Origin of the sequence: Bacillus sp. FSL R5-0820, assembly GCF_038593385.1 — a bacterium.
GTDB classification, from domain to species: domain Bacteria; phylum Bacillota; class Bacilli; order Bacillales; family Bacillaceae; genus Bacillus; species Bacillus altitudinis.
In genome coordinates this window covers 1672736-1698224 of the sequence record NZ_CP151991.1, presented here as the reverse complement: position 1 = coordinate 1698224, position 25489 = coordinate 1672736, and the positions used below count along the sequence as shown (strand labels likewise).

Here is a 25489-nt window from a genome sequence, read left to right as displayed (position 1 = left end):
TTCGGGTGGAGCTGTAATCGTGACAATCGCCCGCACTAGCATCGGTTTACTGTCAAAATGACCCGAGATACCGGTTATTGTAGGGGATTGTGCGGTTTCCCAGGAAATGATGTGCTATTTCCATTGTATTCATCCATTTCGGGCGGACAAACCAACAATTTGTTTTTTCTTAGAAAAATAGCGCCTTTTCTTCCCAAATTGTGCAGAAAAGAGTCTCGATGATTTCCGCATTTTGTACAGGCAATTTTTCTATTTCCTCATAAAATAAAGACGAGGTGATGAATAGATGGTGAAAATTTTTATTGATCCTGGCCACGGAGGAACAGATTCTGGAGCTGCTGCTAATGGACTTTTGGAGAAAAATATCACACTGCAAATTGCGCTTTTTCTGAGAGATATGTTGATTAGTGAATATGATGGGGTTTCCGTCCGCTTAAGTCGTTCAATTGACCAATCCGTCACGTTATCCCAGCGTACGAATGCGGCAAACAGCTGGGGAGCTGACTATTTCGTGTCTATTCATATTAATGCTGGCGGAGGCACAGGTTTTGAAAGTTATGTGTACCCTGGCGTTTCAGCACCAACCACCACGTATCGCAATGCCCTTCATGATGAGATTGTCCGCTCCGTTGATTTTGCCGACCGCGGCAAGAAAACGGCGAACTTCCACGTTCTGCGGGAAACTTCTATGTCTGCCATTTTAACTGAAAACGGTTTCATTGATACGGTAGCTGATGCAAATAAGCTCCGTAACGCTACTTTCCTTCAAGGGATCGCTCGTGCTCATGCCACTGGATTAGAAAAAGCCCTTCAATTGAAAAAAAAAGCAAGTAACCTATATAAAGTGCAAGCAGGGGCTTTCAAGGTCAAAGCCAATGCGGATGAACTAGCAGCTACACTCAGATCCAAAGGATTTGAAGCGCTGGTCGTACTGGATAGCGGCATGTACCGAGTCCAAGCTGGCGCTTTCCGTTCAAAGCAAAATGCAGATGACCTCGTCGCTCGATTAAAGCAGGCCGGTCACGACGCATTCGTTTTTCAATAATCTAAAAAACAAACCGGCTCAAGTCATCTTTAGAGCCGGTTTGTTGTCTATCCAATTATGCTAAAATGTTCACGACAAATTGAGACCATGTTTCAAGACGATCGAAGTACTCAGGCTTTTTCAAATCTGTTACTTTCATCCATTTGCCTGAGATTTGATCTGTTTCTTTTACTTCTACATGAGCACCCGGCGATAATTCAAGTGCTGATAACAGTCCGATGTGCACACGGCCGACACTATTGTCATCATCATTAATGAGTCCAAGGGTTTTCATCTCAAGTTTGTCTTCTTCTTGAATCGAAAGTTCCTCGTCCAGTTCACGATCGGTATTTTCTTTTAGAATCTCAGCAAATTTTTTTCCTTCAATGAAATTCATATGACCCCCAAAGCCAAGAGATAACTTATGATGTAAGCGAGTCTCTCCCCCGCCTTGAAGTCTTTCATATACATACACTTCGTCCTCACGCTTAATGACAACATATGGAATTGGCTGCTTAAAGTCAGGATTTTCTTCTGCATCGCCTCTTCGCATTTGCTCGAAGTGCTCTTCGATTTCTTTCATAATGGTGCTGATTGTTTTCTCTTCACTATTCACACCATTAAACGCAAGTGTTTCGTTTTGGAACACGCGTGCGCGCGGTGCAACTAAAATAATTTCGTCCATTTTTCCCATGTTCGGTAACCTCCAGTATGTAACACATTGTTAGAAATGGCAAAAAGCCAAAACGAGTGATGCGTTTTGACTTTTACGCTTTCCTTATGATTCATCTCCAAAGAAGAAATCGTCATCTTTTAACGGCTCAACTGTTGCCTTTTTGTAGCCGTTCCCTTTCATTGAGAAGAAGTCATGTGACTTTGTTTTTGTATTGAGTCCGTTCAATACAATTGGGTTGATCTCTTCTTCTTCAAAGTAAGGGGCAAATCCAAGGTTCATTAACGCTTTATTGGCATTGTAACGAATGAACTTTTTCACATCATGCGATAAATTGACTTGGTCATAAATATCCTCAGTGTAATGAAGTTCATTTTCATAAAGCTCATTAAGCAGATCGATAGAGAAATCATAAAGCTCTTTTTGCACGTCAGGTGTTTGTTTGTTGTAAATTTCTTGTGCTAACAATCCAACATACACACCGTGAATCGCTTCATCGCGCAAAATCAAGTTAATGATTTCACCACTTTGCATGAGCTTTCCTTGCCCGTAGAAATATAGCGGGTAGTAAAAGCCGCTATAGAATAGGAAGCTTTCTAAATACACTGAAGCAACCATTGCTTTAAATAAGGAAATCGGGTCATCCTTTTGAATGGAACGGTACAGACCTACAATCATATCTGCTTTCTTTTGCAAGAATTTATTTTTCTTGACCCATTCAAATACTTCACTAATCGTTTCAGTCGGTGCAAGCGTCATGAAGATATTTGAGTATGATTTTGCATGCACTGCATTTTCCATCATGGCCATAAAGTTTAACACGGCTTTACGTTGATGACCGTCCACATGTTCAGCCACTATCGGCATTCCTGTATTTCCTTGTTCTGTATCAAGTAACGTCAGTCCAGCCAGTACCTTCATGTACGTATCTCGCTCTTCTTCACCTAAATATTTCCATGTTAAAAGGTCCCCGTTTAAGGAAATCTCTTCTGGAAGCCAGAATTGCTTGACGTTTTGGTTGTAAAACATTTGTGTAAAATCGTCTTCGTGTTTTGACCAGTTGGCTGCATCATAAATTTTTGTCACGTTAAACTCTCCTTTAATCAAACAACACAAGAAAGACAGCCTTCCTGCCCTGTATCCTTCGTTCTTGCATAATAAAGTGTCTTAATGCCTTTATGGTGTGCATAAAGATCGATGCGGTTTAAGTCACGCGTTGTCATCGTATCTTTTAGGAATAATGTAAAGCTGATTCCTTGATCGACGTGCTGCTGAATGGTTGCGATCATATCGACCACTTTAAACATGTCCATATCGTATGCTTCTTTATAGAAGAACCAGTTTTGTGCTGAAAGTCCTGGCATTGGATAATACGTTTTGCTGTTTCCGTATGTTCTTTCTTCGATACGTTCCATAATTGGCATCACAGACGCTGTTGCCGATTGAACATACGAAATAGAACCTGTTGGTGCAATGCATAATCGATAGCTATGGTACATGCCATTTTCCGCTACAAAGTCTTTGAGTGCTGCCCAATCTTCTTTTGTTGGAATGTGCATGCCTTCAAATAGCGCAGCTGCTTTTTCTGTTTTTGGAGTGAAATCATTTTCTACGTATTTATTGAAGTACTCACCTGTTGCATAACCAGAGCCCTCATAACGATGGAATGTTTCCCCTTTTTCTTTTGCAAGCTCACTTGAACGCTTAATGGAGTAATAGTTCACCATCATAAAGAACGTATTAGCAAAATCTCTTGCTTCTTCACTTTCATAAGCGATTTGGTTTTGAGCTAAATACCCATGAAGGTTCATCGCACCAAGTCCAATTGACTTCATCGCTTTGTTCGCTTTTCTAACAGCTGGTGCATTGCGGATATCTGTTGTTTCAGACACAAGTGTAAGTGAGTCCGTTGCAAGCTTGACTGTTTTTTCAATGGATTTGTTTTTCATCACGTTCATGATATTTAAAGAACCAAGGTTACAAGAAATATCAAGTCCGATCTCATCATCTTGATCATAGTCCGTGTAAGAAGAGACTTCTGAAGCTTGAAGTACTTCTGAGCAAAGGTTTGAGAATTTCACACGTGAAATATGGTTCAGTGCGTGCTCTCTATTCACATTATCTTGGAACATGATATATGGATAGCCTGATTCTGAGCGCAGAACAGCTAATTTTTCAAGAAGTTTTCTCGGATTGACTTTTTCTTTTTTGACTTTCGGGTTTTCTACAAGCTCGTCATACATTTCTTCCATATCCATCTCATCAAGATGCTGTCCATAAGCTTTATAAACTGTATGAGGATAGAATGTGTAAGCTGTTTTATCTTCTCTAGCAAGCTCGATAAATTTATCTGGGATGACGACACCGATCGATAGTGTTTTCACACGAACATCTTCATCCGCAGAGATTTTTTTCGTATCTAAGAAATCATTAATATCTCTGTGGAAAATATTCAAGTACGCACTGCCTGAACCTTGTCTTTGTCCCATTTGATCTGCATATCGGAATGCATTATCAAGAAGTTTCATGACGCCTACGACACCTTTGGTCGCATTTTCTACATCTTTGATCGCTTCACCTTTCGCACGAAGCTTTGAAAGGTTCAAGCTGACGCCGCCGCCTAATTTAGACAGCTGCATGGAAATATCAATGGCTCTTGAAATATCATTTAATGAGTCATTCACTTCAAGCAAGAAGCAGCTCACCAGCTCACCACGTCTTTTACGGCCTGCGTTTAAGAATGTTGGTGTACTTGGCTGATACTCTTGGTTGATCATCAGTTCCACAAACTCAAGTGCTTTCTTTTTGTCTCCACCCGCAAAGAAAAGAGCCACAACTGAAATGCGGTCTTCATAGCGTTCAAGGATTTTCTTTTTGTCATTTGTTTTCAGTGCATAGTCATTGTAAAACTTAAACGCACTCATAAATGATGGGAATCTAAATTTCTTGGCATATGCAGCTTCAAATACTTCTTTAATATCTGACATGCTGTATTGTCTTAAAAATTCTTCCTCATAGTAGTCGTTTTCTATTAAGTAATCAATCTTCTCTTCTAGATTATGAAAGAAGACCGTGTTTTGATTAATATAATCTACGAAATAACTATGTACAGCTTCTTTGTCCTTGTCGAACTGAAACTTTCCTTCTTTTTGAATCATAATCTCGTTATTTAATTGTATCCACTTTGGAACCTGATTTTGTGACAATTCTTTCTACCTCCTGTGTAAACAATTCAACATCCCTTTTTGTTCCGCTTAGTTCAAAGGTGTGCAAAATAGGAACTTGATATTGTTTAGAAATCGTATCGGCGCTTTTGGCAAAGTTATCTCCCCACACTTTGTTCCCACTCACCGCTACACCTAGTAAAAGGTGCGCATTTTTCTCTAAAAATGACTGAGTGGTACCAGGGACTTGTCCAAATCCTGTCGTAAAGGTGACGAGAATAAACGGCGTATCCAAAAACTCTTCTCCAGTCAATTTTCGTTTGTCTGTAAAAGGGGTCTTGTCCAAAAAGCGTTGAACATTTCCTGTTTTTGAATCAAATACGATTTGAATCAATTCCATCACGACCTAGTTTTTAGTATTGTTGATCATTTCGTTATTCACTATATATAGTATACTATGTTTTTTCAAAACACAATATATAGATGCTCGAAACGAAAAAAATCAACCAACCCGGCCGAACATTCATAGCCGAACTCGTACGTTCAAATAAATAGAGCAGAGCAGGTTCTAAAAATAGACTGCCCTACTCCCTATTCAACTGAAACCGAAATCTATCATAACACGAAAAAAAATCGCTTAGTAGACTAGACTTTTTGTTTTATTTTTTGTAGGCATCGCACTGTAAATCTTCTGACACTTCTGTTATTTCCACTTCAACACCTAATTCTTTCAGCACCGCTTCAAGCGCAGAGACGATCGAGGCTTCTCTTACTAACTCTTTCCCGTTTACAGAAACGCTTGTTCCATATTCGAAACAGGAGTCATCTTCACAAGTTTGTTCCCAATGATTAATTTTAATTTTGTGTGTCATGAACTCATCCTTTTCTGTCTAGATGTCTGATGCATGTTTATAGTGTAGCGACTTCACATTCATTTGTAAATTTACGTGCTTACTCTTCATCAAAGTCTTCACTATCACCATCATCTTCATCCCATTCATCTATGTACTTTGTCGTAATGAGCGTCAGCTCTCCTTCTTTTTCATCAAACCGGTATACATGTACTTCATCATCTTTCACAACAGCAATGTGATTATTTTTTAGCGCAACAGATGATGGTAAAAGACCATCAACACGGCTCCCATCATGCTCACCAGAATGGTTATGCCAACTTTCTTGTCTCGTTTCGATGTTCGAGATGGCGCATGATCCAAATAAGACAACGATTCCAATCAAAAGAAGGATCACTCTAATCCTTCTTAATTCAAGCTCTGCATTTTCCATATAAATCCCCTCACCCTTTTAAATGTCCAATAAGGATTTATACGCAACTTGGACAGAAAAGTTTCATGGCATGCAAAATAGCCCCTCTGCACTGACAAAAAACGTAGCGGGTTTCGGCCGGTTTATTCGCAGCTGCATGGGGCTATTGGTGAAAACGGGTGTTTATTCTAATTCAAGATTTACATTTTTTTGAGGTGCAAATGTTGAAATCGCATGTTTATAAATAAGCTGCTGCTTCCCTTCTGTCTCAAGCAGCACCGTGAAATTGTCAAATCCCTTTACTTGACCGCGAAGCTGAAAGCCATTCAGTAAAAATACTGTGACAAATGTATTGTCTTTGCGGATCTGATTCAAAAATTGGTCCTGAATATTAATCGGTTTCATGTTTCGTCCTCCTTGATTCTGATAACTACAGTTTCGCTTTAAGTCCAAGCTTTCCTGCTATATATGCGAAAATTTCCTCTTTTTTGTCCGAAAAGTGGCAAGGTGGTGTCATATCAAACCAGGTGACATCCATTTTATTACGGAACCACGTAAACTGACGCTTCGCATATCTTCGGGAATTTTGTTTTAATTGCTGGATGGCTTCATCAAGTGAGCAGTTGCCTTGAAAATAGGCATACAACTCTTTATAACCAATCGCTTGAACAGACTGACAATCTTTCAAACCAGATTGATAAAGTGCGCTCACTTCTTCAATTAAGCCTTCATCTAACATCATATCAATTCTTTGATGAATGCGCTCGTACAAAAGCTCTCGGTCCATTTTCAGCCCAATGAAGGCAGTGTCATACAGAGGAATTTCTTGATGCCCGTTTTGCATATCAGACATTTTCTGACCTGTTGTATGGATGATTTCAAGCGCCCTGATCACGCGGCGGACGTTATTCGGATGAATCGCTTTTGCAGCCTCAGGATCGGCTTCTTTTAGCTTTTCATACAGCTTGATCGGTCCATGCTGCTGTTCAAACAGCGTCATCTCTTCTCTAAAAGCAGGATCACTTTTCTCATCAGTAAACGTGTAATCATATAAAACAGACTGAATATATAGCCCAGTTCCACCAACAATCATGGGCGTTTTTCCTCTCGCAGCAATCTCTTTGATTTTTAAGCGGACAAGCTGCTGAAATTCAGCTGTAGAAAACGATTCATCCGGTTGTTTAATATCGATTAAATGGTGCGGAACGCCATTCATTTCTTCAGGGGTGATTTTCGCTGTGCCAATATCCATCCCTTTATAGATCTGCATGGAATCCCCGCTGATAATTTCTCCATTAAATGCTTTCGCTATATCAATGCTCAGCTTTGTTTTTCCGACAGCCGTCGGACCTACTAATACAATCACTGGTTGTTTTTTCATAACATCACTCTCTTTTACAAACTGCCTACAGTATAGCATAACTTCTCTTTCTCTCCTATAACCTCCCGTCACCAGCCAAGTGGTTCATTCCCGACCACTTCATATGTCTTTCCTTTTAAACGGTGCTTATGCGTTGGCCTTTCTTCATCTGGACTGTAAACGACTCCCCCGTATGGAATCGGGACAGAATCGGTATAGGCAGAAAACGTGACTTCCTCAATTTCATGGTAGTGCGTCCCGTCCACTCTTGGGATAGCAGGTCCAGTGACGCCATAATATCTATGAAAATGCCCTCTTTCAAATGACGTGATCCCCCGATAATAATGAGTATGTCTATCGGTACTGCTTCCATTCACAGGCTGAGAAATACCTTCTATTAAATGATAATGTTCTTCTGTTACATCCGTTCGCGCTTTATAAGCATGAGCATGAGGTGGACATTTAGCCCAATCAGACGGATACAGGCCCATTTTTTACATTCCTCCTTATTTTAGGCATTCACCCAAACACAAGTGGGCCACTCGAATACACTGATGTCAGTTACAGTGATTTTATGTGAAAGGAGTCTTTTTTTATGAATTATTTTGACGCACCGTTTGTTCAAGATGAGATGAGAAGACCTTTTGGATTTGGACGCCCTGGATTTGGTTTTGGAAGACCTGGGTTTGGTTTTGGGCGCCCTGGTTTTGGCTATGGGAGACCTGGATTTTTTGGACCGCCATTTTTAGGTGGTTTTGCTGGAGGGCTTCTAGCTGGGTCGCTTCTTGCTCCAGGATATGGCTATGGTTATCCTTATCCACCGCCATACCCGCCATATGGACCATACCCTTATTATTAATTATGACGATTTAGTGAAAACATCCTCTTATAAAATGAATCGATTGACACATTTGTTTTTCATAGGTTAACATTTACTTTACCGACCGTTCAGTAAAGTAGGTGTTTTTTTTATGTCTAAAACGAAAAAAGAACAAATTTTTGAGGCAGCAGCTCACACCATTCTAAAAGAAGGATTGAGTCAGCTCACCCTTCAGCAGGTGGCAGAACATGCAAATATGACCAAAGCCGGGCTACTGTATCATTTTTCGAGCAAGGAAGACCTGATCCAGCAAATGAATGAGCATGCGGTTGCCTCTTTTCGTCAGCAGCTTGACACGTATCAGGAAACATACAAAAACGAAAAGGCGCCTTATGTACGTGCCTATATATTGGCCACATTAAATGATCTTGATAGGCAAAACACCACACAGCTATGTACAAGTATGCTGGCAACCATGTCATTTGATGAAGCGTTATTAAATCCTTGGCGTCATTTTTATGCGGAATTTAAAGAAAAAGCAGCCGAGGAAATCAATGACCCTGCACTTAGCCAATTGATCCGTCTTGCCTGTGATGGCATATGGTTTTCAGAAATGTTTCAGCTTGAACCATTGAATCGAGAGGAAAAAACCCTTTTACTTCATCGGATTTTACACATTTTAGAGGAGGGATGATGATGATCCTCGGATATCTTTTTTTGGCTATCGCCATTTTTTCAGAAGCGATTGGGGCAGCGATGCTGAAACTATCAAATGGTTTCACACGCTTTAAACCTAGCGCTGTCGTTGTCGCTGGCTATACACTTGCTTTTTACATGCTGTCATTGACCCTTAATATCATTCCACTTAGCATGTCTTACGCCACATGGTCTGGGGTAGGTACCGTCCTCACGGCTTTTTTTGGCGTGCTCTTTTTCAAAGAAACCTTGAACCGTCAAGCACTTATTGGAATGGCAATGCTTGTTTCAGGGGTCGTACTATTAAATATGTCTTAAAGGATGTGAAGTGATATGAAAGGAATGCTTTATTTAACAGGAGCCATTTTGACAGAGGTTTTTGGCAGTACGATGCTGAAGCTTTCGCAAGGTTTTACACAGGTGCTGCCGAGTATGGGGGTCCTGATCGGATTTGGGTGCGCCTTTACCTTTCTCAGTTTGGCACTCAAAACAATTGAGCTGTCATCTGCATATGCCACTTGGTCTGGGGTCGGTACAGCACTTACTGCTCTTGTGGGCCTCGTACTATTTAACGAAACCATTCATATGAAAGGATTCATTGGTCTTGCACTTGTCATATGCGGCGTCATTGTCTTAAATCAATCCAAAAAACAAAAGGAAGAAAAGAAAGAACCATTCGATCAAACCGAATGGACGTCATAAAAAAAGTCATTTTCTCCATTAATCAAGAGAAAATGACTTTTTTGTCTTAATGACCCGCTTTGATGGTTTCTTCTAAAGAAATATGGACATTCCCTTGCACAGCTCTAGAGATCATACATGAGCTTTCAGCTTTATGTGCAAGCTTACGAGCTCGTTCTATGTCCTGTGCAGTAGCAGACTCTTTGAGAATGATGACAGGACGGTGAATGATTTTCTCATATGTAAACACACCGTTTGTCACATCGACAACTGCCTCAGAGCTCATCGATAGATCCTCTTTCTCTAATTGACTCCGCTCCATCATGGCTGCAAGTGTAATGATATAACATGTGGCCGCTGCACCTAGGAGCATCTCATCTGGATTTGTTCCAATACCCGGTCCATCCATTTCTTTTGGAATGGAAACCTCCGTCTTTAACTGTGCACATTCGATTGTCCCCACATCGTTACGCAGACCAGGCCAGCTTGCCTGAAGATGAAAATGATGACGCGCCATATCTGTCTCTCCTTTTGTTATCACTTTTTATAGTGTAACAAGAATTCACCTTGCTGTCTTAAGATGTGCACCATCCTTACGTATATTCTTCATCCAGCACCGTTCGAATCGCCCTGACATACCGGTAGAACGTCTCGTTTTTTGTACTCGATCGCTGCCGAAAATCGAAACTGTCAAATAACGCTTCCCGTTGACTTCTACTAATCTCAAGCTGTACACTTTGCCCTGTTTTTGTAAGATTATTAATATTATGATTGCTCGTTCCGCTTAGGGTTGCGTGTGCAACTGCAAGTTCAGCAGAAAAACCGTTGCGCTCTAATGAGTTCACAATTTTTTCAGCACGGTCATAGTCTGTTCCGCCAACAAGGGTGTGGTCAATTCCCGGCTCCCCTTTATATCCATGAACAGCTAATACATAATCATGTGCTTTTGCCTGTGCGACTCCGATTGGTTCATCGAAGTTTGTACTTGTAATATGAAGTTCTGATGCATTTTCTCTAAAACCTTCAAATAAGTACGTAGAAAAATCGTTATCAAAAAAATGGACAATCTCACTAACGCCGCCTTCGATTCTCCCGCCATGAGGCGACATCACTAGAAGACGGCTGCCGGGCACTGGATTGGATGTGATTTGATAATGATCTGTTGATTCATTCTCTTCCAGTTCTTTAAAATTGCGATACATATCATTTGAACCGCTTTCGTCTTCTCCACCTGATGACACTGGCTCATCATGTTCCTGTGCTTGCATGGTATAATAGACGCCCCATCCGATGACAAGCAGGAGAAGCAAAGCAAAAAACTTCTTCATTCCCGTTCTCCTTTAACAGATTTCTAAGCCGTTTCTATGATTAATATTGAAACATCATTTCTTTTCATTTTTTCCACATTTTCTCTTCAAATTTGATCATAACACTCTAGATCATGAGATTCCTCAAAAATAAGATAATTGCATTTATATACACAGAAACGCCTTTCCTGATTGAAAACAGAGTTAGAATAGTATGACAAACAAATGAAGTTATGTTTAAAATGACCTAGTCCTACCCAGTCTGTTTTCTTTAATTCGTCTTTTTTTTATGCGGATTTGGTTTTTTTCATCTGGAATGAATCACATTTGTATGAGCATTGACCCTGTCTAGAACCCCCTTTTTTCTGCAGAATCCTCTGTTTTACTGGTTCTCTAAGAAGAACTCTCCCACCTATCATCGGCAGTTTTGATATGATTTCCACCTTTTTCTATTATTTTACAAAATGTAAACGCTTTTTCTTTTTGGATGAAATGAGTCAGACGCCAATATGAACAAAAGAAGGGACAAGAATCCGAACGAAGATGCTGTCATGTTCATAACGTAAGAGTGTACGAGAATTGATAGCTAGAATGGAGGGCATCACATGTTTGGATTTTCCATGGTACAAATGGTCAGAACACATGCTAGTAAATTGGATCAACCTTTAAGAGAGACCGTCCTTCACCTCTATAAGCCTTTTAAGTGGACACCTTGTTTTCTTCATCGTTTTTTTGAAGGTAGGTTAAAGAAGAGCAAGAAGCTTCGGGTCATCATTGAATTTAAAGAAGATGCAGTCGAAGCAGGTATTCAAAGCACAAAGCAGCTATTGAAAAAAAGCAGAAAAACAAACATCAAAAAACATTTTTCACACATTGACTGCTGCGCAGCTCATCTTACCCCTGCTGCTTTAGAGGAACTCTTAGCGAATGGGAAGCATATTCGCAAAATATATTTAGATAGACAGGTACATGCACTGCTGGATGTGGCGACACAATCAAGTCATGCGGATGAAGTCGTTCGAAATGGCACGACCTTAACTGGCGAAGGCATTACGGTTGCGGTCGTTGACACGGGCGTATACCCACATCAGGACTTAGAAGGAAGAATTCGCGACTTTGTAGATTTAGTCAAACAAAAAACGAAACCTTATGATGATAACGGTCATGGAACGCATTGCGCTGGGGATGTGGCTGGAGACGGAGCTGCTTCAGACGGCTTATACAAAGGACCCGCTCCAAAAGCCAATATCATTGGGGTAAAAGTGTTAAATAAACAAGGCGCTGGATCACTTTCTACTATTATAGAAGGTGTTGAATGGTGCATACAGTTCAACGAAGACCATCCTGACGACCCAATTCACATTATCAGTATGTCACTTGGCGGCGATGCGCAGCGTTATGATGACGAACAAGACGATCCGATGGTGCGCGCTGTCAATGCGGCTTGGGATCAAGGGATTGTCGTATGCGTTGCTGCTGGGAACTCCGGCCCTAACAGTCAAACGATCGCCAGCCCTGCCGTGAGTCAAAAAGTCATTACAGTCGGAGCCTATGATGATCGAAATACGCCCGAATCAAGTGACGATGTCGTGGCACCATTTTCGAGCAGAGGTCCAACGGTCTATGGTGAAACAAAGCCCGACCTCCTCGCACCAGGAGTCAATATCGTCTCTCTTAGATCACCAAGATCATTCCTAGATAAACTAGATAAATCAAGCAGAGTCGATGATGTTTATACGACATTATCTGGCACTTCGATGGCGACACCCATTTGTGCCGGTATCTGCGCACTATTATTAGAGCATTCATCAGATTTAACTCCTGATGAAGTCAAAACTTTATTAAAAGAAAATACAAGCAAGTGGTCTGGAGAGGATCCAATGATTTACGGAGCAGGTGCCATCGACGCAGAAAAAGCAATTCAAGAATAAATAAAAAAGCCCTTTACGTTTTTCGTAAAGGGTGTTGTTTTATCTGTTTTTATGTGTGAAGTCTTTCTTCTACTTGAGCAGCTGACATGTTATGCTTCGTTCTCATACATCTCATCTCCTTTTTGAATGTGCGTACGCGCTTCGATCACAATTTCAAAAAAAGTGGAAGATTCCTTGTACATGTCGCGTTCCTTATAATAATTAGCCGCATCAAGTGCCAATTCCTCTAAATCAGCAAACATTTTTTTGTTTCGTAGTCCCAAAAGGGCTGACCTCAATTGTTCCCAGCTGTCTGTTTCTATATAGAGTGCCTGTAAAAATTGGAATTTCAATTGATAAATTTCATCTCCCAATATAGAGGCCTGATTCATGCCTTCCTTTATAGCCTCACTCGCTCGCTCCATATCTTCGAGTTTAAAACAAGTAAGAGCCAGTGAAAACAATGATTTGATCATCATTGCAGCTTGATCTTTTTGATAAAGTGAAATGGCTTGTTCAAAGAAGACAGTCGCTGTATGGTAGGTTCCCATACTATAATGACAAGTTCCTAAGTTATTGAGGGCCATCGCCTTAAAATAAGATGTGCATTCTTTTCTTTCCATTGCTTCACACACTTTTAAAGCTTTTTCTAAATAAGGGAGCGCTTTTTGATGCTGACTTACATCAATCCAATTACCTGCCATCACAAAATCGCATTGAATGCTTCTTTTTCCATAAAGCTGATGTTTCTTATAGATGTCTCTCGCTTTTTTCGCATAATGCATAGAAAAATAGGTTTGTTTCATATGATAGTATACTTCAGCAATTTTATAATAAAATTCCGCTTTTTCGATCTCATCTGTCACTAAGATCAGCTGATGTTCCGCATGCTTATAATAGGAAATGGCTTCGATATACCGGTGCTGGGTAAATGCATACATTCCATGAAAAAAATGAAAGTAATAACCCAATAAACCCGTCATCTCATCTTCTGCATCTTCAATTTCTTTTGGAAAAGAAACCGCTTGAAGCGATTCATTCCCTGCATGGACTGGCGTTAAGTGCTGAAGCATCATTTGATGGCGAAAATCCATGAGAGAATAATAGAGTAATAAATCTTGATCTTCTTCCATCTCATGAATGTCTTCTTCAACAAGGCGCTTCATATCGTTTGCCTGATCGACTTCAAATTTGCAAATATGTGTGTACCATTGATTGATTTTTACACCTACTTCGGAAGATGGTATTTTGTGTGCCATCCACTTCAGCCCCATTCTATCATATCAAACTGATAACTATTATTTTACATAATTTATGATTTTAAGGCAAATTGTCATTTATTTCATATTTTATGTTGATTTTGCACATTTCTATCTTTTTTACCAAGTTTAAAGAGAGTACTTTTGCCCATCAAAACCTTTTTCTACGAAGAAGGGTCGAATTCTCTAAGCACTTCTTTTAAACCACTGACATAGCGACTAAATGCTTTTTTCTTTCCTTTTCTCGTATCAAAGTTGTCAAAAAAGGCTTTTCTCTGCGCCGTACTAATTTCTAACTGGACACTTTCGCCACTGGCATTTTGATTATTAATGTTGTTTGGATCCGTTCCAGAGAGGCGCTCGCCTTTTTGCACGAGCTCTGCGGAGAAGCCCCGGTCTTTTAGTTCTCGCACAACCGCTTCTTGCATTTTTTCGTTTGTCCCGCCCACAAGTGTATGTCTTCTATCACTTTTATAGCCGTGGATTGATATAGAAAAGGGATATGTTTTAATCATTTGAACCAAAATCGGTTCATCGAATTTTGTACTAGTGATATGCAAGTCTCGATTGTTGTCTTGTTTTGTCCCTTCAAATAAATACGTAGAGTACTTCTTTTCAAATGCTTCTACAATTTCACTTGTTCCTGGTTCAATTTCGCCGCCATGAGGAGAAAAGACAAGTAAGTCACTTCCCCCTTTTTCATGAAACTCTATCTCATAGCCGTCTCTTTCATGCCGTATAAGCTGTTTAAAACTTTCATATTGATCCCCTTTTTTTCGCTCTTTCTTATACTTTTCTACTTCTTCATGATGTTGTTTTTGCTCTTTATTTTCTTGGATAGAATGGCTGCATTTCACCATTAAAAGAGCACACAGGATGAGAAAGATGAATCCACTTATGAGTAGTCTTTTCATTTCACCGCTCCTTTTCATTCTCTTCGATGTCATCTTATCGCATTATTTTACTATCAATCGCCAAAAGAATTCAAAGAATGTCCGGCTCCTTTTCATGAATCAGGAGAAGTTACCTGTTTTTTTATGTTGCCCTAGGTATTTTCGGCTTCTTTCAAACGGTTCATGTGTAAGTAAAAACTAAATCCTATGACCTCATTTTAGTTTTAGTCAAAAACACCTACAAAATTGGGAATTTTCATCTTTTTTCAAATAAAAAAGCTGTAAACAAAAGGAATATCTCCTTCTGTTTACAGCCAGTCTCTGTATATCCAGCATTAAACTCTTAATTCATTCTCTAATGCTGTCAGCACTTCATCTTGCGACATGCCTTGTGCAAGTGAAATTTCGCTCACTAACATGCCCCGTGCATCTTCAAGCATCTTCTTTTCACTAGAATTTAAGGCTTTTTTCTGATTACGTCTCATCAGATCTTTGACAACGTCTGCGCCATCTTCAATCGAACCTGTTTTTAGCTTTTTCAGATTTTCATCATATCTTTGCTTCCAAGTAAGCGTGTCGTCGTTTGTTTCTTCTGCAAAATTGTTCATCACAACTTTCAGCGTAGCTTGATCAGCTACCGGACGTATACCTAGTTGATTGATTCTGCCTTTTGGGACCATCATCTGCATATTCGGCATTTGAATCAGAAAATATTCCTGCGTCTTACCTAAAATCTCTTTTTCTTCCATTCCTTCAATCACACCGGCTCCATGCATTGGATAAACAATTTTATCACCTATTTGAAACAAATCCGCCACCTCCGAAAGTATTCACAATATCATTATAACACATTTCAGCAGAGGATAAAAATTTATATTTTATCATGTTAATTTAGCACTAGTCAATTCTTTTTATTTGAGTTTTTAAAGAATTAGCCTTTTTTTACAAAAGGAGCGCCACCATCCAGTCCTCGTACACCTTTCTTGCATATACTAGCATTGAGTCACATTTAGGAGGGATGACAATGTGCAAATGCAAGAGCAAACATTCCCACTCAAAATGCTATAAAAAGCATGACGATCATCACCATATTGAGCCGTGTGAAAAAAAGAAGTCTTATCATAAAAAAGATGATTGGTTTGAGAGCGATTTTTGGGATACGTCAAGAAGCTACGATCCCCATTATTTTCCTAAAAGTGTCTGTAGCAGATGTAAGAAGCGTCGCAGAAAAAGACATAGCTTCTCATTTTAGTGCTTGACGCTTCACCTGCTTTTGTTTTCCCGGCTGAAAAGCCGGTTTTTTGTTGCATGTTGTTCTTTTCTTTCATATGGATAGGCTCATGAAACAGGTGCAGTTCATAAGATATGGCAACCTGAAAAAAAGGATGAGATACAAAATGAACAATATGAATAACCAAACCAACCATTACCATCAAGGAAATCCCTATCACACGTTTGAAAATGTGTATACAGCCAATCATGAGCATATGATCGCACCAAACATGCATGACGCTATGAATATGCCAAATCATTATCATACCGGTAAAAAAGATGCTTATAGCGGACACCATCCGCATCATCATTCAGCCTATTCCCCTTTTATGAAGCAGTATGAACCCTATTCAAATGTACAGATGAACGATCACCATCACTTCGGTCACTACGGCAATTATGGTATGGCTCCCTACCAGCCATATGGCTATCATGATATGCAGATGATGATGCCGGCAAATCATCATATGACAGGAAATGCTTACGGAATGAACCAACCAAATGCATTCCTACCCCGTTATTACTAAAAAACAAGCAAAATAAGGGTATAAAATACCATTTAATGACATATATGAATATGGTAATCTTATAGGTAAATAATGGATGTAATCATCTATTATTTACCTATAATCAACCAAGGGGGAAGGAAGAAATGAAGAAAACATGGACAATCATTATGATGGGGATGCTTACATTGGTCATGGCACTCTCAGTACCGCTAGCCGCATCAGCTGAAGGGGCTAAAACAGAGGAAGGCAAAGCTTCAACAAATGCACGACCAGCTGCACTTTATGCAAAAATCACAGGAGCAAGTAAACAGGAATGGTCTTTTTCTGACATTGACCTGACTTACCGTCCAAATTCTGTTCTTAGTATTGGTGCAGTTGAATTTACTTTACCAGCAGGTTTTCAAGCCACAACAAAGGATATTATCAACGGAAAAGCATTAAAAGACAGTTACATTTTGAACAACGGAAAAACTGTCCGCATTCCAGCTCGTTTCGATTTATTCGGAAGTTCCCAATATACATTACAACTTTCTCATAAAGTACTTCCTGCTGCAGGTACATATACGTTCCGCGCAGAAAATCGTGCGATCAGCATTGGTTCCACATTTTATGCAGAGGATACGATTGATATTAATAAACGGCCAGTTGTCGTCACACCGCCAAATCCTTGCGGATGCTAAACAAAAAAGCGCTCTTAGAGCGCTTTTTCTCATTCATCACAACTATTGCCGCTGTGCTTACTGCATTTTATATAATTGTTACACCATATCTCATGATGGTCTGTCATCATTTAGTTGGCAAACCCATATATGGCGTTTTTTATTGTATTTTTGCTCTTTTAGTTTTTTAAAAATCACAAATTGATATACGCCAAATAGTAATGTTAGGATCATCATTGCGGTAAATAGTTGATCGACTGGAAGCAAAAAATATACGACAAAAAAAGATAAAAGCAAAACAAAGTAACCTATATTGAACGCTTTTTTGAATGTCATCATATTCTCTCCTTTTTAAAATCACATCACGCTTCACCTAATCGTATAACCAAATAACAAAAACCCCTATCCATTTGAGGAAAGGGGGTTATCCTTACAACATGACAGCGGGTGTTTATCTTCACATCACAACAACACGAAACAGACTATCGGATTGAAAAATTAATTGGTGGGCAAACCGATTCACCCACCAGCTAAAATCCTGCTACATCACCCGTTTAAACATTTTTTCCATTTCGTAAGTGGAATGATGAATCATAATCGGCCGGCCATGCGGACATGTAAATGGGTCTTGTGTTTGGCGAAGTTCATCTAATAAGGCTTTGATTTCATCGTGACGCAAATGACGATTTGCTTTAATCGAGCCTTTACAGCTCATCATGATCGCCGCTTCTTCTCTCAGTTTCTTGATATCCACACGCTTTTCATCAAGTACTTGCTGAATGATTTCTTCGATGAGTTCAGCCTCTTCCCCTTTAGGAAACCACTGCGGATGCGATCGAACGATATAGCTGCCTGATCCGAATGGCTCTAAGAAGACCCCTACTTTTGCTAAAATATCGATATGCTCTTCAATAATCAACATATCGTTTTTTGAGTAGTGAAAGGTTAATGGAACAAGCATTTCTTGCACTTCCTGTTCAATGTCTCCTACCTTTTCACGAAAGTACTCATACTTGATTCGCTCTTGGGCAGCGTGCTGATCGATGATATAAAGACCGCGTTCATTTTGAGCCAAAATATACGTTCCGTGCATTTGTCCAATCGGATACATCACAGGGACACGTTCACTTTCAGCCTGATGCTGGGCTGCACTCTCTTCCAGTATCACTTCGTCATGTTGTTCATGCGAAGCTGCAGATTCCTCTACATATACATGGTCAAACGTTTCTTCAGACGATGCTGGTAAAGTCGCTTCCGTACTTTCCGGTTCACGCACCCCGTATGTGTCGTTCTGACTGGTCTCGTATACAGCCGATGCGAGTGAGTCCGGCTCATAGGAAACAGGTGTTTCCATTCGGCTTTTCATTGTTTGTTTAGAATCAAAAGATAAAGACTGCTGCTCATTTTTCACTGCTGGCATTGGTGCTTTTTTTGGCACTGAAGCACTTGGAATGAGCTGTTGCTTTTGAAAGACGTCCTTAATCCCTTGTTTGATCAACTCATGAAGTTCCTGCTCTTTACTTAGTCTGACTTCAAGTTTAGAAGGATGTACGTTCACATCGACTAAAATGGGGTCCATCTTCATCTCAATAAATGTAATCGGATGGCGTCCGATTGGAAGCAGTGTATGGTATCCTTCATGAATGGCTTTCACCAGCGGGAAATGCTTGACATATCTGCCGTTGACAACAGAAGACATATAATTACGTGATGCCCTTGTCACTTCTGGTAAGGAAATATAGCCTTTCACTTCAAAATCAAGTGATTGTACATGTAGTGGCAGCATTTTTTTGGCCACTGCCGTTCCATAAATGGCCGCAAGCACATGCCGCACATCTCCGTTTCCATTTGTTTGAAGCAGCACTTTTCCTTGATGTCGCAAACGAATCGACACTTCTGGATGAGCAAGTGCAATTCGGTTCACAACATCAGAAATGTTGCCAAGCTCCGTATGAACAGTTTTCATGTATTTTAGACGGGCTGGCGTATTATAAAATAAATTAGTGACCACAATTTCGGTGCCGCGACGGCCAGTGGTTTTTTTCTCCGAAATGATCTTCCCGCCTTGGAGAGCTAAGTGTGTTCCAGCACCTTCACCGGTACTTGTCTTCATTTCTAAGTGAGAGACGGAGGCAATACTTGGCAGCGCCTCCCCCCTGAAACCGAGCGTCCTGACACGAAACAGATCATTTTCATCTTTGATTTTACTCGTCGCATGACGCTGAAAGGCGAGCTTACAATCTTCAGCATCGATTCCCACCCCATTATCAATAATTCTAATAGAAGAAAGTCCTGCTTCTTCTACATCGATTTCAATGACAGTACTACTAGCATCGATCGCATTTTCCACGAGCTCCTTCACGACAGAAGCCGGACGTTCGACCACTTCACCAGCTGCAATTTTATTTGATAGGTCATCGGATAACTGAATAATCTTTGCCATTTCTTGCTCACCTCACCTTACATTATAATTTCTTTTGCAATTCATATAGCTTTGTCATCGCTTCAAGCGGTGTCATATCCATTAAATTAAATGACTTCAATTCTTCGATCACTGTTTGATCTTTGTTTTTCAGCACAGGTTTTGTTTGCGGTTTTTCTTCCACTTCAAAGAAAGAAAGCTGCTGTTTTTCCTCAGCCATTTCTTTTTTCGGGGCTTTAGACACGCGCGGAATGACTTCATGTGATCCGCTCTCAAGCTCCGTTAAGATGGTCTGGGCTCGATCAATGATCGCATCAGGCAGTTCAGCAAGCTGCGCTACATGGATGCCGTAGCTTTTATCCGCTGCTCCTTCTTTGATTTGATGTAAGAAAACAACTGTCCCTTCATGCTCTTCAGCTCGTACGTGGACATTTTTCAGCTCGCTTAATTGGGATTCAAGTACCGTCAGTTCATGATAATGAGTGGAGAAAAGGGTTTTGGCACCAATATGATCATGCACAAATTCAATGATTGCCTGCGCAAGAGCCATTCCATCATAAGTGCTTGTCCCCCGTCCAATTTCATCAAATAAAATCAAGCTGTTCTTTGTCGCGTGTACCATTGCATTTTTTGCTTCGAGCATCTCTACCATAAAAGTACTTTGACCAGAAATCAAATCATCTGCCGCCCCAATGCGTGTAAAGATTTGATCAAAAATCGGAAGGGTTGCCTTTGATGCTGGCACAAAACAGCCAATTTGCGCAAGAATCGAGATCAATGCCATTTGTCTCATATATGTGCTTTTCCCTGACATATTCGGACCAGTAATGAGCAAGGTTTGTCTCCCTTTGCCCATTTGGCAGTCATTCGGCACATACTCTTGATGATCCATCACTTTTTCAACAACAGGATGACGACCATCAATGACTTCCACTTCATCTGATGAAAATTCAGGGCGAACATAACGCCGCTTTTCACTCACAGTGGCAAAGCATTGCAGCGCATCAAGCTCACTCATTTGTTTTGCGAGCAACTGTAATCTAGGAATATAGGCTTTTACTTGTTCCCGAAGCGCAGAAAATAGTTCATATTCCAATTCACTAATATTTGATTCCGCCTCAAGAATAAGGGCTTCTTTTTCTTTCAATTCAGGTGTAATATACCTCTCTGCATTGGCAAGGGTTTGTTTTCTTTCATAACGGCCTTCTTCTAATAAATGCGTATTGGCACGGGTCACTTCGATATAGTAGCCAAACACTTTATTAAAGCCGACTTTCAACGATCGAATGCCTGTATATTCTCTTTCTTGCTGTTCAAGACGAGCGATCCAGTCTTTCCCGTTTCGGCTCGCATCACGATATTCATCTAATTTTGCATTGTAGCCGTCTTTAATCAAATTGCCTTCTTTTAACGTCATCGGCGGATTCTCATAAAGAGCATCTTCTAATAAATTAAGTAAATCACCGCATGGGTCAATGTCATTTGCTCTAGATTTTGCCATTTCCTCCGGGAGAGAATGGACAAGCTCTTTAATAGCCGGCACTTGCTTGAGAGATTCTTTCAATTGAATGAGATCACGGGCATTCACATTTCCAAATGCCACACGGCCCGCTAGACGTTCAAGATCATACACTTGCTTTAAACGTTCTCGCAGATCCTCTCGCTCAAAGAAATGTTCCATCAAAATTTGCACCATTTCCTGGCGTTCTTTGATTTGTGAAAGGCGGATGAGCGGACGATCGATCCATTGCTTCAGCAATCTTCCGCCCATTGCCGTTTTTGTTTCATCTAAGAGCCATAATAAAGAACCCTTCTTGCTTTTTGAACGGATGGTTTCTGTTAATTCAAGATTTCGCTTTGAGTAAAGATCAATTTTCATCGTTTGTTCAAGCTGAAACACTTGAACTTGCTGAAGATGATCAAGACTCCTTTTTTGCGTTCTTCTTAAGTATGCATAGAGTGTTAAAAATGCTCTTTTTAGATGTTCGTCAAGATGAGCAACGAGTCGTTCCGCTTCATCTATTAATTCAGCGCTATCTTCGTATGAGATGGTCGCTTGGCAGCGTTCCTTCAGGGTTTTCACCGTTTCTTCATCGAGCTGCTTTGATACCACAATCTCTTTTGCACCGACAGAATAAATTTCAGACACAACTTCATCTAACCGTTCAATGAAAACCGCCATGTTTTCACCTGTTGATAAATCGGAAAGCGCAAGACCGTAGCCATTTTGAAAGCTGGAAACAGACGCGATAAAGTTATTTTCGTTTTCATTCAGTCCTTTGCCGTCCATGACCGTACCTGGTGTAATCAGTTGAACGACCTCTCTTTTGACCACACCTTTTGCTGTTTTAGGGTCTTCCACCTGCTCACAAATGGCGACTTTATAGCCTTTTTCTATCAGTTGTTCTATGTATGCAGACGCAGAATGATATGGAACACCACACATTGGAATCGTCCCGCCATCCCTGCTTGTTAACGTAATTTCTAATTCTTGTGCTGCTTCTTTTGCATCATCAAAAAACATTTCATAAAAATCGCCTAAGCGAAAAAATAAAAAGGCATCTTGGTAATCTGCCTTGATCTTTAAATATTGCTGTATCATGGGCGTATAACTTGCCATATTTCTAATCCCTCACTATATTACTTTCGAATTCATACCATCTTTCATTATAGCATAAAAATTCACCTTTTTTCCCTAGATCAAAGCACAAAAAAACTAGGGGGATATGCGCCCTAGTCATCAATTACTCTTCTGGATCACCCGCGAGGAATTCTGGATGAATATCTTCTAATTCCTCATCCACTTCTTCTTCCCATTCGTGATCATCTTTTTCTTTCCAGCTTGAATTGACTTCTACAACAATTTTGGTTTCCCCTACTACTTCAGCAATGAATTCACGCTCTGCTTGAACGACAATTTTATTGCCATTTGGAGAAATCGTGACTTCTAAGCAATTGGGCTGCTGTAAGACTTTCGCAATCACTTCGTGCTCATCATCAAGGAAGTTTTTATCTTTATATCTCAGTTTGATGATATCTACATATTTTACACGTTCTGTGACCACTTCGGTTTTCGTGTTGTCTGCGTAAGAATACCAGACGTTAATATCAAATGTACCTTCAATCTCAACTGTTTTACCGACCTTTTCAGCATCATACTTATGATTAATGATCCAACCGCCTAGGATGCTGGTTGGTTTTTGCGATGGAGAAATGGTGTGTGTGCTTTGGGTAAATTTCCTCCCTTTTGCAACCACCGCTTTTGTAATAATTTCTCTGTATTCAGACATTCCGGCATGCCTCCTTGTTCTTGATCGTTTTATCTTATGCTGGGCATTCGTCTAGTGTGTCACGATTTTGAGTCTCATGTTCAATTAAATTCATTTCTGTTTCAGTGTATGCATGGTCGCCCATAAACTTGCCTTGAAAATTGGAAAAGTTGGAGAGTGAGAGATTGGGGTTGATGGAAGCTGAAGGAGAAAGAAGGTATGCAATTCTTACATCAGAAAACAAAAAACCCCGCATCTGCGGGGTTTTCTCATTTAATGGAGCAACTTGGGGATGAGTTTTTCACTTTTGAACCGGTTTCTCCTAATAAGAGGTCACCGCCGGTTGAAAGAATGATTTCATCCGTTACTTGATTAGAAATCGTGTGCGCTACAAGCTGAAGCAGGGAATTAACCTCTGTTTGTGATTCTTTGAATTCTTGAATCACTGGGATCTCATCCAGTTCTTCTTGCAGGGCATCAATTTTTTCTTCCACTTGTTTTAAGGCTTCATGTTTGCCATAATGCTTTAAATTCACAGCTTGCTTTTGAAGCGCCTTAATTTGATTAATGATCGCTGCAATTTTTGTATTTTCATTGATTTGCGCTTCTGCTTTTTTGAAGAAATCAACTTCTTCTGTTTCAGAAATCATTTTTGCGAGCTCTCTTGCGCGCTCGACAATCTCTTTCTTTGAATAAAGCGTCATTTTAATTCACCTCGATAGCTTCTCCAACCATTTCTCCGTCAAGAGACCAAGTTTTGGCTTGTGTGATTTTCACTTTGACGATGTTGCCAATCGCTTCTTTTGGTGCTTTAAAATTCACAAGCTTGCTTTTACTTGTATATCCGGCTAGGATCTCAGGGTTGTTTTTACTTTCACCCTCTACTAATACTTCGACAGTCTGCCCTTCATATTCCTTCATTTTTTTCGCAGAAATTTCATTTACGAGTGCATTCAGGCGCTGCAGACGTTCTTTTTTGACACGCATTGGCACGTTGTCTTTCATATTGGCTGCTGGTGTTCCTTCTCTTGGAGAGTAAATGAACGTATAAGCCGCATCAAACTCAACCTCACGATAGAGGGAAAGCGTCTCTTCAAACTGCTCATCTGTTTCATTTGGGAACCCAACGATAATGTCCGTTGTTAATGAAGCATTTGGCATTGCCTCTTTGATTTTACGCACTAGGTCAAGGTAACGTTCACGGTCGTATTTTCTTGCCATGAGTTTCAGCACAGAAGAACTTCCTGATTGAACCGGCAAATGAATATGATCGAGAAGGTTTCCGCCTTTGGCAAGCACTTCAATTAAGTGATCATCAAAGTCACGCGGGTGGCTTGTTGTAAAACGGATACGTGGAATATCGATTTTACGCAGCTCATCCATTAGGTGACCAAGACCATATTCCATGTCTTCAAAATCTTTTCCATACGCATTCACGTTTTGACCAAGAAGGGTAATTTCTTTATATCCTTCTGCTGCTAAGCGTCTGACCTCTTGAATAATTTCATCCGGACGGCGGCTTCTTTCCTTACCGCGCGTGTAAGGGACGATACAGTATGTACAGAATTTATCACAGCCGTACATAATATTCACCCAGCCCTTAATTTTTCCTTGGCGGGCTCTCGGAAGATTTTCAATCACATCGCCTTCTTTAGACCAAACCTCAATGACCATTTCTTTTGAAAGGTAGCATTCAGATAATAGCTCTGGCAGGCGGTGAATGTTGTGGGTACCGAAAATCAAGTCAACAAATGGGTGTTTCTTTAAAATACGGTTAACGACCGATTCTTCTTGCGACATGCATCCGCAGACGCCTAAGATTAAATCTGGCTTTTCACGCTTTAATGCTTTTAAATGACCAAGCTCTCCAAACACTTTGTTTTCTGCATTCTCACGAATGGCACAAGTGTTTAATAAGATGACATTCGCATCTTCAGTCGAATTTGTTGGTTCATAACCAAGCGCCATAAAAATACCAGCCATCACTTCTGTGTCATGCTCATTCATTTGACAGCCATATGTGCGAATATAAAACTTGCGGCCGTTTCCTAACCCTTGAAAACGCTCGTCAATTTGAAATTGATTGTATTCGACTTCTTCTTTACCCCGTTTTTTTGCATCTTTTAAGGAAGGCGGAATGTACACAGCTTCAAAATACTGGCTGTAGTCCTTCTCGGATTTTTTGTCCGATGAACTTACTTGTCCGCTCGCTTTTCTCTGCTCTTCATTCATGAATTTGTACTCCTTTCAAACCAAGCTCCACCCTACAGTATAGACTATTTTGTCGTGAATTGAAAATAAATTCATA

At 40.3% G+C, this 25489-nt stretch carries 28 protein-coding genes; 8 read left to right on the top strand and 20 right to left on the bottom strand.

Features of this window, described 5'->3' with window-relative positions; all coding sequences use genetic code 11:
* Positions 1-286: 286 nt before the first annotated feature.
* Complete coding sequence (locus NST15_RS08605; RefSeq protein WP_008344009.1) at positions 287-1045, top strand: N-acetylmuramoyl-L-alanine amidase; 759 nt, start codon at positions 287-289, stop codon at positions 1043-1045.
* Positions 1046-1100: 55 nt separating this feature from the next.
* Here the strand turns inward: NST15_RS08605 and NST15_RS08600 are convergent, their stop codons facing one another.
* The 9 genes from NST15_RS08600 to NST15_RS08560 form a co-directional block, all read right to left on the bottom strand.
* Positions 1101-1718, bottom strand: coding sequence for a hypothetical protein (locus NST15_RS08600; RefSeq protein WP_046343578.1), 618 nt, complete (start codon positions 1716-1718; stop codon positions 1101-1103).
* A gap of 84 nt (positions 1719-1802) precedes the next feature.
* The gene (nrdF, locus tag NST15_RS08595; RefSeq protein ID WP_008344010.1) at positions 1803-2783 is read right to left on the bottom strand and encodes a class 1b ribonucleoside-diphosphate reductase subunit beta; all 981 of its coding nucleotides are present in this window, start codon (positions 2781-2783) and stop codon (positions 1803-1805) included.
* Between the two features lie 17 nt (positions 2784-2800).
* The gene (gene nrdE / locus NST15_RS08590; protein ID WP_017359033.1) at positions 2801-4903 is read right to left on the bottom strand and encodes a class 1b ribonucleoside-diphosphate reductase subunit alpha; all 2103 of its coding nucleotides are present in this window, start codon (positions 4901-4903) and stop codon (positions 2801-2803) included.
* The gene (gene nrdI, locus NST15_RS08585; protein WP_017359034.1) at positions 4863-5255 is read right to left on the bottom strand and encodes a class Ib ribonucleoside-diphosphate reductase assembly flavoprotein NrdI; all 393 of its coding nucleotides are present in this window, start codon (positions 5253-5255) and stop codon (positions 4863-4865) included. The genes nrdE and nrdI overlap by 41 nt, the downstream gene beginning before the upstream one ends.
* A 265-nt stretch (positions 5256-5520) precedes the next feature.
* Positions 5521-5733, bottom strand: coding sequence for a hypothetical protein (locus NST15_RS08580; RefSeq protein WP_003212415.1), 213 nt, complete (start codon positions 5731-5733; stop codon positions 5521-5523).
* A gap of 79 nt (positions 5734-5812) precedes the next feature.
* The gene (locus NST15_RS08575) at positions 5813-6145 is read right to left on the bottom strand and encodes a YmzC family protein (RefSeq protein WP_007499435.1); all 333 of its coding nucleotides are present in this window, start codon (positions 6143-6145) and stop codon (positions 5813-5815) included.
* 162 nt (positions 6146-6307) lie between these two features.
* Entirely contained in the window at positions 6308-6529 is a 222-nt protein-coding gene (hfq, locus tag NST15_RS08570) for an RNA chaperone Hfq (RefSeq protein WP_003211269.1), read from the bottom strand.
* A gap of 25 nt (positions 6530-6554) precedes the next feature.
* On the bottom strand, positions 6555-7505 hold the full coding sequence (gene miaA / locus NST15_RS08565; RefSeq protein WP_272511536.1) for a tRNA (adenosine(37)-N6)-dimethylallyltransferase MiaA: 951 nt from the start codon (positions 7503-7505) through the stop codon (positions 6555-6557).
* A gap of 68 nt (positions 7506-7573) precedes the next feature.
* Positions 7574-7975 (bottom strand): YmaF family protein, encoded by a 402-nt coding sequence (locus tag NST15_RS08560; RefSeq protein WP_007499437.1) that lies wholly within the window; start codon positions 7973-7975, stop codon positions 7574-7576.
* Positions 7976-8079: 104 nt separating this feature from the next.
* Here NST15_RS08560 and NST15_RS08555 point away from each other — a divergent pair, with 104 nt between their 5' ends.
* The 4 genes from NST15_RS08555 to NST15_RS08540 all read left to right on the top strand — a co-directional run bounded on the left by NST15_RS08555 (position 8080) and on the right by NST15_RS08540 (position 9702).
* Positions 8080-8343 carry a hypothetical protein gene (locus NST15_RS08555; protein ID WP_017359036.1) on the top strand — a complete coding sequence of 88 codons (264 nt, stop codon included), beginning with the start codon at positions 8080-8082 and terminating at the stop codon, positions 8341-8343.
* A 112-nt stretch (positions 8344-8455) separates the two neighbouring features.
* A complete protein-coding gene (locus NST15_RS08550; RefSeq protein ID WP_008344015.1) occupies positions 8456-8998 on the top strand; it encodes a TetR/AcrR family transcriptional regulator in 543 nt (180 codons plus the stop codon).
* Positions 8999-9000: 2 nt separating this feature from the next.
* A complete protein-coding gene (locus NST15_RS08545; protein WP_017367286.1) occupies positions 9001-9318 on the top strand; it encodes a multidrug efflux SMR transporter in 318 nt (105 codons plus the stop codon).
* A gap of 15 nt (positions 9319-9333) precedes the next feature.
* Positions 9334-9702 (top strand): multidrug efflux SMR transporter, encoded by a 369-nt coding sequence (locus NST15_RS08540; RefSeq protein WP_007499443.1) that lies wholly within the window; start codon positions 9334-9336, stop codon positions 9700-9702.
* A 46-nt stretch (positions 9703-9748) separates the two neighbouring features.
* Here the strand turns inward: NST15_RS08540 and NST15_RS08535 are convergent, their stop codons facing one another.
* A complete protein-coding gene (locus NST15_RS08535; protein ID WP_272511535.1) occupies positions 9749-10198 on the bottom strand; it encodes an OsmC family protein in 450 nt (149 codons plus the stop codon).
* Positions 10199-10274: 76 nt separating this feature from the next.
* Positions 10275-11009 carry a poly-gamma-glutamate hydrolase family protein gene (locus NST15_RS08530; protein ID WP_007499447.1) on the bottom strand — a complete coding sequence of 245 codons (735 nt, stop codon included), beginning with the start codon at positions 11007-11009 and terminating at the stop codon, positions 10275-10277.
* A 584-nt stretch (positions 11010-11593) separates the two neighbouring features.
* Between NST15_RS08530 and NST15_RS08525 the strand changes: the two genes are divergently transcribed.
* On the top strand, positions 11594-12919 hold the full coding sequence (locus NST15_RS08525; protein ID WP_272511534.1) for a S8 family peptidase: 1326 nt from the start codon (positions 11594-11596) through the stop codon (positions 12917-12919).
* An 89-nt stretch (positions 12920-13008) separates the two neighbouring features.
* On the opposite strand, the gene NST15_RS08520 is transcribed toward NST15_RS08525, so the two are convergent.
* From NST15_RS08520 to NST15_RS08510, 3 genes are all read right to left on the bottom strand, one after another.
* Positions 13009-14157, bottom strand: a complete 1149-nt coding sequence (locus NST15_RS08520; protein WP_019744195.1) for a Rap family tetratricopeptide repeat protein — start codon at positions 14155-14157, stop codon at positions 13009-13011.
* 164 nt (positions 14158-14321) lie between these two features.
* On the bottom strand, positions 14322-15071 hold the full coding sequence (locus NST15_RS08515; protein ID WP_008344021.1) for a poly-gamma-glutamate hydrolase family protein: 750 nt from the start codon (positions 15069-15071) through the stop codon (positions 14322-14324).
* A gap of 314 nt (positions 15072-15385) precedes the next feature.
* Positions 15386-15859 carry a CarD family transcriptional regulator gene (locus NST15_RS08510; RefSeq protein ID WP_007499456.1) on the bottom strand — a complete coding sequence of 158 codons (474 nt, stop codon included), beginning with the start codon at positions 15857-15859 and terminating at the stop codon, positions 15386-15388.
* Positions 15860-16447: 588 nt separating this feature from the next.
* On the opposite strand from NST15_RS08510, the gene NST15_RS08505 reads away from it, so the two are divergent.
* Both NST15_RS08505 and bslA read left to right on the top strand, forming a co-directional pair.
* On the top strand, positions 16448-16849 hold the full coding sequence (locus NST15_RS08505; protein WP_035701075.1) for a hypothetical protein: 402 nt from the start codon (positions 16448-16450) through the stop codon (positions 16847-16849).
* Between the two features lie 125 nt (positions 16850-16974).
* Positions 16975-17511: a biofilm surface layer hydrophobin BslA gene (gene bslA, locus NST15_RS08500; protein ID WP_017359045.1), complete on the top strand. Its 537-nt coding sequence runs from the start codon at positions 16975-16977 to the stop codon at positions 17509-17511.
* A gap of 90 nt (positions 17512-17601) precedes the next feature.
* Here the strand turns inward: bslA and NST15_RS08495 are convergent, their stop codons facing one another.
* The 6 genes from NST15_RS08495 to miaB all read right to left on the bottom strand — a co-directional run bounded on the left by NST15_RS08495 (position 17602) and on the right by miaB (position 25413).
* Positions 17602-17826: a hypothetical protein gene (locus tag NST15_RS08495; RefSeq protein ID WP_250026493.1), complete on the bottom strand. Its 225-nt coding sequence runs from the start codon at positions 17824-17826 to the stop codon at positions 17602-17604.
* Between the two features lie 205 nt (positions 17827-18031).
* The gene (gene mutL / locus NST15_RS08490) at positions 18032-19933 is read right to left on the bottom strand and encodes a DNA mismatch repair endonuclease MutL (RefSeq protein ID WP_342499011.1); all 1902 of its coding nucleotides are present in this window, start codon (positions 19931-19933) and stop codon (positions 18032-18034) included.
* Between the two features lie 22 nt (positions 19934-19955).
* A complete protein-coding gene (gene mutS / locus NST15_RS08485; protein ID WP_342499010.1) occupies positions 19956-22532 on the bottom strand; it encodes a DNA mismatch repair protein MutS in 2577 nt (858 codons plus the stop codon).
* 124 nt (positions 22533-22656) lie between these two features.
* Positions 22657-23202, bottom strand: a complete 546-nt coding sequence (gene cotE, locus NST15_RS08480) for an outer spore coat protein CotE (protein WP_007499466.1) — start codon at positions 23200-23202, stop codon at positions 22657-22659.
* A gap of 248 nt (positions 23203-23450) precedes the next feature.
* Positions 23451-23885 carry a RicAFT regulatory complex protein RicA family protein gene (locus tag NST15_RS08475; RefSeq protein ID WP_008344661.1) on the bottom strand — a complete coding sequence of 145 codons (435 nt, stop codon included), beginning with the start codon at positions 23883-23885 and terminating at the stop codon, positions 23451-23453.
* Position 23886: 1 nt separating this feature from the next.
* The gene (miaB, locus tag NST15_RS08470) at positions 23887-25413 is read right to left on the bottom strand and encodes a tRNA (N6-isopentenyl adenosine(37)-C2)-methylthiotransferase MiaB (RefSeq protein ID WP_007499471.1); all 1527 of its coding nucleotides are present in this window, start codon (positions 25411-25413) and stop codon (positions 23887-23889) included.
* Between the last annotated feature and the right edge of the window lie 76 nt (positions 25414-25489).